Source organism: Klebsiella sp. MBT K-1, assembly GCF_002556465.1.
In the GTDB taxonomy this organism is placed as follows: Bacteria; Pseudomonadota; Gammaproteobacteria; order Enterobacterales; family Enterobacteriaceae; genus Klebsiella; species Klebsiella grimontii.
Window position 1 is genome coordinate 103,894 of sequence record NZ_PDEL01000017.1, and the last position, 12,064, is coordinate 115,957.

The following is a 12,064-nucleotide window of genomic DNA, read 5'->3' on the forward strand; positions in this document are numbered from 1 at the left end:
ACGGTTTCCCGGCTCGCGCTACGCTTAGCCGGGCTACAGGTGCACAGCCGTCTGCAGGACGGGTAGACGGGTAGCCCGGATAAGGCGTTTACGCCGCAATCCGGGAAACAGCGCGCAACCCAACCTCCGGACTATACCTGTATAAAACCCCAGCATCATTCCGTGAACCAGGCTATAATCAGGCCTGGTTTTCACTCATGAGAGCACGGCGTGACGCAGCCACGAGCAGGTTTTTTACTCACCCGTCACTGGCGGGATACCCCACAGGGCACCGAACTGACTTTCTGGCTGGCGACCGATGACGGCCCGCTTGAGGTTACGCTGCCGCCGCAGGAATCCGTAGCGTTCATTGCCGAATCCCAGCGTCCGCAGGTTGAACGCCTGCTGCAGGGGGAAAACGGCCATCGCCTTGCTGCGCTCAATCTGCAAGATTTTCATCGCCAGCCGGTTTTTGGCCTTTACTGCCGCGCTCACCGCCAGCTGATGCGGCTGGAAAAAAAGCTGCGTGAAAACGGCGTCACGGTATATGAAGGCGACATCCGCCCGCCGGAGCGCTATCTGATGGAGCGCTTTATTACCGCCCCGGTGTGGGTGGAAGGCGAGGCGCGCGGCCAGCAGCTGGTCAACGCGCGAATGAAGCCCAACCCCCACTACCGCCCACCGCTGAAATGGGTTTCGCTGGATATCGAAACCAGCCGCCACGGCGAGCTCTACTGCATCGGCCTTGAAGGCTGCGGCCAGCGGGTCGTCTATATGTTAGGTCCGGAGCCCGCCTCGCCCCCTGCCGTCAACTTCCAGCTAGAGTACGTCGCCAGCCGCCCGCTGCTGCTGGAAAAGCTTAACGCCTGGTTTGCCGCTCACGACCCGGACGTGCTGATCGGCTGGAACGTGGTGCAGTTCGATTTACGCGTTCTGCAAAAGCACGCTGAGCGCTATCGCATCCCGCTGATGCTCGGGCGCGGCAACAGCGAACTGGAGTGGCGCGAGCACGGTTTTAAAAATGGCGTCTTCTTTGCGCAGGCCAATGGCCGACTGATTATCGACGGCATCGAGGCGCTGAAATCCGCGTTCTGGAATTTCTCCTCTTTTGCCCTGGAATCGGTCGCCCGCGAACTGCTCGGCGAGGGCAAAGCCATCGATAACCCCTGGGATCGGATGGATGAAATCGACCGCCGCTTTCATCACGATAAACCGGCGCTGGCGACATACAACCTGCAGGACTGCGAGCTGGTTACGCGCATCTTCCATAAAACCGAGATCATGCCCTTTTTACTGGAGCGCGCGACGGTCAACGGCCTGCCAGCGGATCGCCACGGCGGTTCGGTCGCCGCCTTCAGCCATCTCTATTTCCCGCGCATGCACCGGCTCGGCTACGTTGCGCCGAACCTTGGCGCAGTACCGCCGCAGGCCAGCCCCGGCGGCTACGTGATGGACTCGCGCCCCGGCCTGTACGACTCGGTACTGGTACTGGACTACAAAAGCCTGTATCCGTCGATTATCCGCACCTTCCTGATCGATCCGGTGGGGCTGGTTGAAGGGCTGGCGCATCCCGATGACGCTCACAGCACCGAAGGCTTTCTTGGCGCGCGCTTCTCGCGAGAAAAACACTGCCTGCCGGGGATTGTCGGGCAGATCTGGCACGGGCGCGACGAGGCCAAGCAGCATAAAAACAAGCCGCTGTCGCAGGCGCTGAAGATCATTATGAACGCCTTCTACGGCGTGCTCGGCACCAGCGCCTGCCGCTTTTTCGATCCCCGTCTGGCCTCCTCCATCACCATGCGCGGCCACGCGATTATGCGCCAGACCAAAGCGCTGATTGAATCCCAGGGCTACGACGTTATCTACGGCGATACCGACTCCACCTTCGTGTGGCTCAAGCGGGCCCACAGCGAAGAGGAAGCCAGCAGCATCGGCCGCTCGCTGGTGGCCTTCGTCAACGAATGGTGGGCGGCGGAGCTCGCTAAAGATGGGCTGGCCAGCACCCTGGAGCTGGAGTTTGAAACCCACTTCTGCCGCTTTCTCATGCCCACCATCCGCGGCGCGGATACCGGCAGTAAAAAACGCTATGCCGGAATGATTCAGGAAGCGGATGAGCAGCGCATGGTGTTTAAAGGCCTGGAAACGGTGCGCACCGACTGGACGCCGCTGGCCCAGCAGTTTCAGCAGGAACTTTATCTGCGCATTTTCCGTCATCAGCCCTATCGCGATTACGTACGCGAAACCATCGATAAGCTGATGAACGGCGAGCTTGACGATCGGCTGGTCTACCGCAAACGCCTGCGCCGTCCGCTGGCGGAGTATCAGCGCAACGTGCCGCCGCACGTGCGCGCGGCCAGGCTCGCTGATGAGCAAAACGTCAGGCTGGGCAGGCCGCAGCAGTATCAGCAGCGCGGCAGCATTAAATACGTCTGGACCACCGGCGGGCCGGAGCCGGTGGACTATCAGCAATCGCCGCTGGATTATGAACACTACCTTTCTAAGCAATTAGAGCCTGTCGCCGAAGGAATACTTCCCTTTGTCGACGACGATTTTGCTACAATAGTGACGGGACAACTGGGGCTATTTTGATTTTTCCTCACCCATTCCGCTGGCGCAAAAGCCGTAAAATGAAGGGTGAGGAGGACGTGACGAACGTTCCGCCATCCAGTAATATAGCGCCCTTTCCATTCCTGGACCCAATTTTGACGTATCTCCGATTCTCCATGGAGATGATCAACTATTGCCTGCAATCAAAGAACTAAAGAGCCGAACATATATGCCTTTTACACTTGGTCAACGCTGGATTAGCGACACAGAGAGCGAACTGGGATTAGGGACGGTCGTTGCGCTGGACGCGCGCATGGTGACTCTGCTTTTCCCCGCCATCGGCGAAAACCGTCTGTACGCACGCAACGACTCCCCGATCACCCGCGTGATGTTCAACCCGGGCGATACCATCACCAGCCATGAAGGCTGGCAGCTCCAGGTTGACGAAGTTAATGAAGAGAACGGTCTGCTGGCCTACACCGGTACCCGCCTCGATACCCAGGAAGCCAACGTCACCCTGCGTGAAGTGCTGCTCGACAGCAAACTGGTCTTCAGCAAACCGCAGGACCGTCTGTTCGCCGGGCAGATCGACCGCATGGACCGTTTCGCCCTGCGCTATCGCGCGCGCAAATTTCAGAGCGAACAGTACCGCATGCCGTGGAGCGGCCTGCGCGGCCAGCGCACCAGCCTGATCCCGCATCAGCTGAATATCGCTCACGACGTTGGCCGCCGCCACGCGCCGCGCGTCCTGCTGGCGGACGAAGTGGGTTTAGGTAAAACCATTGAAGCCGGGATGATCCTGCATCAGCAACTGCTCTCCGGCGCTGCCGAACGCGTTCTGATCGTCGTTCCGGAAACTCTGCAGCACCAGTGGCTGGTGGAAATGCTGCGCCGCTTTAACCTGCGCTTTTCGCTGTTTGACGATGAGCGCTACGCCGAAGCGCAGCACGACGCCATTAACCCGTTCGAAACCGAACAGCTGGTTATCTGCTCGCTGGACTTCGTGCGCCGCAGCAAGCAGCGCCTGGAGCACCTGTGCGATGCCGAATGGGACCTGATGGTCGTCGATGAAGCGCACCATCTGGTGTGGAGCGAAGACGCGCCAAGCCGCGAATATCAGGCTATTGAACAGCTGGCCGAGCGCGTGCCGGGCATTCTGCTGCTCACCGCGACGCCGGAACAGCTCGGGATGGAGAGCCACTTCGCCCGCCTGCGCCTGCTCGACCCTAACCGTTTCCATGATTTCGCTCAGTTTGTTGAAGAACAGCAGAACTACCGTCCGGTTGCCGACGCCGTCGCCCTGCTGCTGGCCGGGAATAAGCTGAACGACGCCGAGCTGAACGCGCTGAGCGATCTGATCGGCGAACAGGATATCGAACCGCTCTTGCAGGCGGCCAACAGCGATCGCGATGATGCCCAGGCCGCCCGCCAGGAGCTGGTCTCCATGCTGATGGACCGTCACGGCACCAGCCGCGTACTGTTCCGCAACACGCGTAACGGCGTGAAAGGCTTCCCGAAACGCGAGCTGCACACGATTCGCCTGCCGCTGCCGACCCAGTACCAGACGGCTATCAAGGTTTCCGGGATTATGGGCGCCCGTAAAACCGCCGAAGAGCGCGCCCGCGATATGCTCTATCCGGAGCAGATTTATCAAGAGTTTGAAGGCGACACCGGCACCTGGTGGAACTTCGACCCGCGCGTTGAGTGGCTGATGGGCCATCTCACCAGCCACCGTTCGCAAAAAGTGCTGGTCATCTGCGCCAAAGCGGCCACCGCGCTGCAGCTGGAGCAGGTCCTGCGCGAGCGCGAAGGCATTCGCGCGGCGGTGTTCCACGAAGGGATGTCGATTATTGAACGCGACCGCGCCGCCGCCTGGTTTGCCGAAGAAGATACCGGCGCGCAGGTGCTGCTGTGTTCTGAAATCGGCTCCGAAGGCCGTAACTTCCAGTTCGCCAGCAATCTGGTGATGTTCGATCTGCCGTTCAACCCGGATCTGCTGGAGCAGCGTATCGGCCGTCTTGACCGTATCGGCCAGGCTCACGATATTCAGATCCACGTTCCCTATCTGGAGAGAACCGCCCAGTCGGTGCTGGTACGCTGGTATCACGAAGGTCTGGACGCGTTCGAGCATACCTGCCCGACCGGCCGTACCGTTTACGACAGTGTGCATAACGAACTGATTAACTATCTCGCCGCCCCGGAAAATACCGACGGCTTCGACGAGCTGATCAAAGCCTGCCGCCAGCAGCATGACGCGCTGAAAGCGCAGCTGGAGCAGGGCCGCGACCGCCTGCTGGAGATCCACTCCAACGGCGGTGAAAAAGCCCAGCAGCTTGCGGAAAGCATTGAAGAACAGGATGACGACACCAGCCTGATCGCCTTCTCCATGAACCTGTTTGATATCGTCGGCATCAACCAGGACGATCGCGGTGAAAACCTGATTGTCCTGACCCCCTCCGACCATATGCTGGTTCCGGATTTCCCGGGTCTGCCGGAAGATGGCTGCACTATTACCTTTGAGCGTGATGTCGCCCTGTCCCGCGAAGACGCACAGTTCATCACCTGGGAGCATCCGCTGATTATCAACGGTCTGGATCTGATCCTCTCCGGCGATACCGGCAGCAGCACCATTTCGCTGCTGAAGAACAAAGCGCTGCCGGTGGGAACCCTGCTGCTGGAGCTGATTTACGTCGTTGAAGCACAGGCGCCGAAGCATCTGCAGCTCAACCGCTTCCTGCCGCCGACGCCGGTGCGTATGCTGCTCGACAAAAACGGCAACAACCTCGCCGGTCAGGTGGAGTTCGAAAGCTTTAACCGTCAGCTGAGCGCGGTTAACCGCCACACCGGCAGCAAGCTGGTTAACGCCGTCCAGCAGGACGTCCACGCGATTTTACAGCAGGGCGAAGGCCAGGTCGCCAAAGCGGCCCAGGCGCTGATCGACGCCGCGCGTAAAGAAGCCGACGACAAGCTGACGGCCGAGCTGTCGCGCCTTGAAGCGCTGCGCGCCGTGAACCCGAACATCCGCGATGATGAACTGGCAGCTATCGAGAGCAACCGTCAGCAGGTGATGGACGCGCTGGCTCAGGCAGGCTGGCGTCTTGATGCGCTGCGCTTAATCGTCGTCACCCACCAGTAACGGAACGCGAATATGGCGATGGAAAACTACAATCCGCCGCAGGATCCCTGGCTGGTTATTCTTTACCAGGATGAGCACATTATGGTGGTCAACAAGCCGAGCGGCCTGTTGTCCGTGCCGGGGCGGCTTGCTGAGCACAAAGACAGCGTGATGACGCGCATTCAGCGCGACTTTCCGCAGGCCGAGTCGGTACACCGACTGGATATGGCGACCAGCGGCGTGATTGTGGTGGCCCTGACCAAAGCGGCAGAGCGCGAGCTAAAGCGGCAGTTCCGCGAACGCGAGCCGAAAAAGCAGTACGTCGCCCGCGTCTGGGGGCATCCGGAAAAAGCGGAAGGTCTGGTGGATTTACCGCTGATTTGCGACTGGCCGAACCGGCCAAAGCAGAAGGTGTGTTACGAAACCGGCAAAGCGGCGCAAACCGAGTATGAAGTGCTGGAGTTCGCGGCGGACAACACCGCCCGCGTACGCCTGAAGCCGATTACCGGGCGTTCGCATCAGCTGCGCGTGCATATGCTGGCGCTGGGCCATCCGATTCTCGGCGACCGCTTTTATGCGTCGCCGGAAGCGCTGGCGATGGCGCCGCGTCTGCTACTGCACGCCGAAACGCTGACCATCACCCATCCCGCTTTCGGTAATTCGATGACCTTCCGCGCGCCGATCGACTTCTGATCGCTTATCTCTGTCCCGGGTCGTGCCGCCAGCGGCTCACCCGGGCTATCCGTCGCTCATCATCGCAACGGGAAACAGGCGTTAGTCGCGGGCAAACCACGCATCAATCATCTGCTCGACGCGGGCAACAACCTCCCCGGTATCATGACGGCGGCTGCGGGCGCAGGCATGCGCGGGCTCGTCGCACAGCAGGCAGCGGCGCTGGTTCTCCCCCATAGACTGACGGCCCACCAGGCCATTCTTCGGGCAAATCACATCAATATCCCACAGGCGGCCCAGCGGGTGAGTATGCTCAAGGTCGGTACAGAAGGCTTTGATTTCGCTGGCGGCGTGATCGACGCACCACAGCGCTTCCGGCCCGGTCGGCAGCCACAGCACCTGGCGATCCAGCGTCTGCCAGCGATGTTTCCACAGCATCTGATCGCAGGCCTGCAGCGCCACGCCCATCATATTACGGTAGCGAATGCTGTCTTTCACCGCGCCCGGCGTCACCAGGGTCAGCGAAATCAGCGGCCGTTGATAATGGGCTAACCAGTCGGCCTGGCGAGCCGAACGCTGCTCTTTCGCCGCCAGCAGCGCTTCCATGCTTACGCCCTCACGGGCGAGAGTATCCACTGACATTTGTTTCTCTCCTCACTTAATAAAAGGCAGCGGACAGGCTGCCGTCGCGGTCGCGAATAATGGCGCTGATTGTATCGCTAAACGATCCCTGTTTTGGAGACGGGGCGCAGAAATTTTCTGCGCTATTTAGCACGAAAAAGCAGACTTAGCTGTTATATAAAAGTTAAATCACGCCAGAAAGTGACTGAGGAACAGCAATCCCAGCGATACATTAATCGCGCCGCCGATTCTTGTTGCGATCTGGGCGAACGGCATCAGGTTCATGCGGTTGCCGGAAGTCAGAATCGCCACATCGCCGGTGCCGCCCTGCCCGCTCTGGCAGCAGGAGACAATCGCCACGTCAATCGGGTGCATGCCAATCTTTTTGCCGACCAGGAAGCCGGTCGCCACCAGCGCCGATACGGTGCTGATAATCACCAGCAAATTGGTAAGGGTAAAGGCGTTGACCAGCTCCTGCCACGGCGTGATCGCCACGCCGACGGCAAACAGAATCGGATAGGTCACCGCCGTGCGGAAGAACTTATATACCATCTGCGAGCCCTCCTGCAGACGCGGAGAGACGCCGTTTACCAGCTTAAGCAGCACCGCGAGAAACAGCATTCCCACCGGCGCGGGCAGGCCGATGGTCTTCTGGCCAAGCATACCCAGCATATAGAGCAGCACCGCCAGCAGCGCGCCGGAGGCCAGCGTCGTCACGTCCATTTTGCCCTCGGCGGGCGTTTCGCGGTGCGTCTCGTTGCGGCGGTTCGGCATCAGCTGCCCCTCGCCGGTCAAATGCGGGAAACGCTTGCCCAGCTGGTTTAAACCGCCGGCGATCACAATCGCCGTCAGGCTGCCCAACATCACCATCGGCAGCACGCGACCGAGCGCAACGCCCTGATCCATATGCATCAGCGCGGCGTAGCCAATCGACAGCGGAATCGCCCCCTCGCCGACGCCGCCGGCCATGATTGGCAGGACGATAAAGAAAAACACCTGAAACGGCTCCAGCCCCAGGGCGGTACCCACGCCGACGCCGACCACCATACCGACGATTTCTCCGCACAGCATCGGGAAGAAAATCCGCATAAAGCCCTGAATCAGCGTGGTACGGTTCATGCTCATAATGCTGCCGACGATAATGCAGCAGATATAAAGGTAAAGAATGTTGGTCGACTTATAGAATTTGGTAGTCGACTCCACCACCACATCCGGCAGCAGGCCGTAGTGAACCAGCGCAGAAGGAATAAAGGTCGCGCAGATGGCCGCCGCGCCGAGTTTACCGAGTATCGGCAGGCGCTTACCGAATTCGCCGCAGGCAAAGCCGAAAAAGGCCAGCGTCGCCACCATCACGACGATATCGCTCGGCAGCTTGCCGCCCAGACAGTCCAGCGCGATCAGGCCGCCGGCCAGCAGGAAGAGCGGCAGCGGGATAATACCGACTTTCCAGTTATCGAGGATATGCCACCAACGCTGCTTAAGCGGCGCTTTTGGCGTATTAATAGGGTCGATGGTTGCAGGGAATGCATTGTCTGTGGTGCTCATAATTAAGCCCTCTGGTTATTATTATTTTTCAGGTTAGAGGGCCATGCACAGAGTTAATGTGAGGATCGGCAGATTAAAAACGAAGTTTTAATGGTCACTATGGTTTTTATGGTTTCTATTATTATTGTGAAACCGCTCTGATTTATAGCCGTGGTTTTTAAGGTTTTTAAATCCAGCGCCTGATTAACCTTGATAAATTCCCCGCCAGCGGATAATTGTGGTTCCCTGACGCCCGCGTGGACGTCCACCGGTCCCCCTCAGCCACGATGCCGGTAGCGAAAAAATGATACGCTGCCGCATCCCTGATACTGTGCATTATACTTATGAAGGTTTCATTTCAGTTTAAGCTGTTCATTTCGCTGGTCGCTTTTTTCTCAGTGCTGTTCGCGCTCCTGGGAGTCTATTACTATTTCGACGCCAGCCATCAGCTTTATCAGGAAATGAGCGCCCGCGCGAGAATACAGGCGGAAGAAATCGCGCTGATGCCTAATTTACGTCAGCAGGTGACGCGTGAAGATGCGCAGGCGATAAAGCCTTTTATGCAAAATATCGCCGCCCACAGCGACGCCAGCTTTATTGTTATTGGCGACAAGCGGGGCGTGCATCTGTTTCACTCGGTACACCCGGAGTGGGTCGGCACGCGACTGGTTGGCGGCGATAACCAGCCGGTGCTCGAGGGGCAAAGCACGACCACTATCCGTAAAGGGGGGCTCGGTATTTCCCTGCGCAGCAAAGCGCCGATTTTCAATGACGCCGGCCGGGTGGTCGGTATTGTCTCCGTCGGCTATCTCACCAGCTATCTCGACAGCATCACGCTGGAAAAAGTCATCAACATCTTCGTCGCCGCGGTGCTGCTGCTTATCGCACTGTTTATCTTCTCCTGGTACTTCACCCGCAGCATTAAAAAGCAAATTTTCTCGCTGGAGCCGCGCGAAATCGGCCTGCTGGTGCGTCAGCAAAAAGCGATGATGGAGTCGATATACGAAGGGGTGATCGTGATTGACCATCACCGGCGTATCGAAGTGATAAACCACGCCGCCCGCAGCCTGCTCGGACTGAGCCAGCCCGCGCACCAGCTGCGCGGTAAGTCGATCGATAGCGTCATTACCCCGCAGCCGTTTTTCGCCAGCGGTGAGATGCTCGAAAACGATACCCACGATGAGCTATGCCGTTTTAATCAGCTTACCGTGCTCGCCAGCCGGGTGCGTATCATGCTGGAGAATTCGCTCCAGGGCTGGGTGATCACCTTCCGCGACCGCGATGAAATCAACTCGCTGAGCGCCCAGCTCAGCCAGGTGAAACGCTACGTCGATAATCTGCGCATCATGCGCCATGAACAGCTCAATCGGATGACCACCCTGTCCGGCCTGCTGCATATGGGCCACTATGATGAGGCGATTCGCTATATTCAGGCGCAGTCGGAGCATGCCCAGGAGCTACTGGACTTTATCTCATCGCACTTTAATTCGCCGACGCTGTGCGGCCTGCTGCTGGGCAAAGCCGCCCGCGCGCGGGAAAAAGGGGTCGAACTGAGCTTTGACCCGGCCTGCCGCATCGACCGTCCGCTGCCGTCGTTGATGGAGTCCGAGCTTATCTCTATCATCGGTAATCTGCTGGATAACGCCATTGAGGCCACCCAGCGCGCCGAACTGCCGCACGAACCGGTCGAGATCCTGATTCAGCTCAACGCCCGGGAATTAATGATTGAAGTCGCCGATCGCGGCGTCGGTATTCGCCCGGAGATCCGCGAGCATATCTTTGAGCGCGGCGTCACCACCAAAACTCGCGGCGATCACGGTATAGGACTGTATCTTATTGAACGCTATGTCACCCAGGCTGGCGGCACGATTGAAGTGGCCGACAACGCGCCGCGCGGGGCGATTTTCACGCTGTTTATTCCCGCCGACGGGCCAGCCCATCCGCAAGAAGAGAAGCACTATGCATCATGACCTGGTCGATGTTCTGATCGTTGAAGATGAAAGCGAACTGGCGCGGCTGCACGCCGAGCTTATCCAGAAACATCCGCGTATGCGGCTGGCGGGCACGGCGGCTTCTCTCGCCCAGGCGCGGCAGATACTCAACGCCAGGCCGCCGCAGCTGGTGCTGCTGGATAACTACCTGCCGGACGGCAAAGGGGTCACCTTGATGAACGACCCTATTATGGGCCACGCTGGCTGCTCGGTGATCTTTATCACCGCCGCCAGCGATATGGAAACCTGTAGCCAGGCAATTCGCAACGGCGCCTTCGACTACATTCTCAAACCGGTGTCGTGGAAGCGCCTGAGCCAGTCCCTTGAACGGTTCGTACAGTTCTACGACCAGCAGCGCGAATGGAAGATTGTCGACCAGCAGAACGTGGATTCGCTGTATCAGCTGCAGGCTAAAAACTACCGAGCCGATAGCGGCAGTAAAGGTATTGAAGAAAAAACGCTGGCGCTGGTGCAGAGTCTGTTTACCGGCGAAGATGAACGCTGCTTTTCGGTGGATGACGTGGTGAGCGAGGCTGGATTGAGCAAAACCACGGCCCGGCGCTATCTGGAGCACTGCGTGGAAATCGGTTTTCTGCAGGTGGAAATGCTGTACGGCAAGATAGGCCATCCGCGGCGCATGTACCGCCGCGCCGACAGCGCATCGTGACGCCTCTCCCGTTCGGGAGAGGCCGGTCGTTTAGAAGCCGCGCTGCTCTTTAATCAGCTCCCAGGCTTTCTGGATCTCCTGCGCTTTCTGCTTAGCCATCTCCATCATTTCCGGCGGTAGCCCTTTCGCCACCAGCTTATCCGGATGGTGCTCGCTCATCAGCTTACGATAGGCGCGCTTGACGGTGGCGGCATCGTCGGTCGCTTTAACCCCCAGCACATTGCAGGCGTCTTCCAGGGTTGGCCCGCGCTGCGCCTGCTGCCAGCCGGCGTTACCGCCGCGCTGCCCGTAAGATTGCTGCTGCGAACCGCCGCCAAACTGCGCCCCGCCTTGCATCATGCGCAGGAACTGCTCGAACTGAGCGCGGGAGATGCCCAGCTCATCGGCAATCACAAACAGCACGTCGCGTTCGTTGGGATGCAGTTCGCCGTCGGCGAAAGCCGCCTGCAGCTGAATTTCCAGAAACATCCGAATTAAATCAAAACGCCCAAAACAGACGCTGCGCAGCTGGCGCATTTTCTCACGCAGCGGGTAATCATCTGATTTCCCTACCCGAAACGCGTGCTGCGCCGCGGTTCGCGCTTCGCCGTGCAGACTCATGCGATCCATCAGCAAATTGGCGACATGAATATCGGCTTCGGTGACGCGTCCTTTCGATTTGGTCAGATGCCCCATCACTTCAAAAGTGGTGGAGAAGAACAGCGACTGACGCTCCTGCTGGTTGGCGAAGACATTCAGCCGGCGACTGCGCGCACGATCAAACATATGCCCGACTAAGAACCCCAGCACCACGCCCCAGAAGCCGCCCCCCATCATCAACGCAACCGCAACGCCAATTATTTTACCCAAATACTGCATAGACTCCCCAATCTCTCTGCCGCCAGTTAAGCTATATCTGACCGCACGTTACAAAGCGTTTACGCCTCGGTCAATTGTGGGACATAGCCT

Annotated in this window: 8 protein-coding genes; 5 read left to right on the forward strand and 3 right to left on the reverse strand. The window is 58.8% G+C overall.

The window, feature by feature from the left end:
- The first annotated feature begins 210 nt into the window (after positions 1 to 210).
- From polB to rluA, 3 genes are all read left to right on the forward strand, one after another.
- Positions 211 to 2,568, forward strand: a complete 2,358-nt coding sequence (gene polB, locus CMQ96_RS23205) for a DNA polymerase II (protein WP_049085645.1) — start codon at positions 211 to 213, stop codon at positions 2,566 to 2,568.
- A gap of 187 nt (positions 2,569 to 2,755) precedes the next feature.
- Positions 2,756 to 5,662: an RNA polymerase-associated protein RapA gene (rapA, locus tag CMQ96_RS23210; protein WP_004128858.1), complete on the forward strand. Its 2,907-nt coding sequence runs from the start codon at positions 2,756 to 2,758 to the stop codon at positions 5,660 to 5,662.
- A 12-nt stretch (positions 5,663 to 5,674) separates the two neighbouring features.
- Entirely contained in the window at positions 5,675 to 6,334 is a 660-nt protein-coding gene (gene rluA / locus CMQ96_RS23215; RefSeq protein ID WP_004872228.1) for a bifunctional tRNA pseudouridine(32) synthase/23S rRNA pseudouridine(746) synthase RluA, read from the forward strand.
- A gap of 81 nt (positions 6,335 to 6,415) precedes the next feature.
- Here the strand turns inward: rluA and citX are convergent, their stop codons facing one another.
- Both citX and CMQ96_RS23225 read right to left on the reverse strand, forming a co-directional pair.
- Positions 6,416 to 6,955, reverse strand: coding sequence for a citrate lyase holo-[acyl-carrier protein] synthase (citX, locus tag CMQ96_RS23220; protein WP_024360295.1), 540 nt, complete (start codon positions 6,953 to 6,955; stop codon positions 6,416 to 6,418).
- A gap of 168 nt (positions 6,956 to 7,123) precedes the next feature.
- Positions 7,124 to 8,479 (reverse strand): 2-hydroxycarboxylate transporter family protein, encoded by a 1,356-nt coding sequence (locus CMQ96_RS23225; protein WP_004872233.1) that lies wholly within the window; start codon positions 8,477 to 8,479, stop codon positions 7,124 to 7,126.
- A gap of 323 nt (positions 8,480 to 8,802) precedes the next feature.
- On the opposite strand from CMQ96_RS23225, the gene CMQ96_RS23230 reads away from it, so the two are divergent.
- Both CMQ96_RS23230 and CMQ96_RS23235 read left to right on the forward strand, forming a co-directional pair.
- On the forward strand, positions 8,803 to 10,428 hold the full coding sequence (locus tag CMQ96_RS23230) for a sensor histidine kinase (protein ID WP_004872236.1): 1,626 nt from the start codon (positions 8,803 to 8,805) through the stop codon (positions 10,426 to 10,428).
- The gene (locus CMQ96_RS23235; RefSeq protein ID WP_098067385.1) at positions 10,418 to 11,116 is read left to right on the forward strand and encodes a response regulator; all 699 of its coding nucleotides are present in this window, start codon (positions 10,418 to 10,420) and stop codon (positions 11,114 to 11,116) included. Before CMQ96_RS23230 ends, CMQ96_RS23235 begins: the two co-directional genes overlap by 11 nt.
- A gap of 30 nt (positions 11,117 to 11,146) precedes the next feature.
- Here CMQ96_RS23235 and djlA read toward each other — a convergent pair whose 3' ends face one another.
- Positions 11,147 to 11,974 (reverse strand): co-chaperone DjlA, encoded by an 828-nt coding sequence (gene djlA, locus CMQ96_RS23240; RefSeq protein ID WP_024360292.1) that lies wholly within the window; start codon positions 11,972 to 11,974, stop codon positions 11,147 to 11,149.
- Between the last annotated feature and the right edge of the window lie 90 nt (positions 11,975 to 12,064).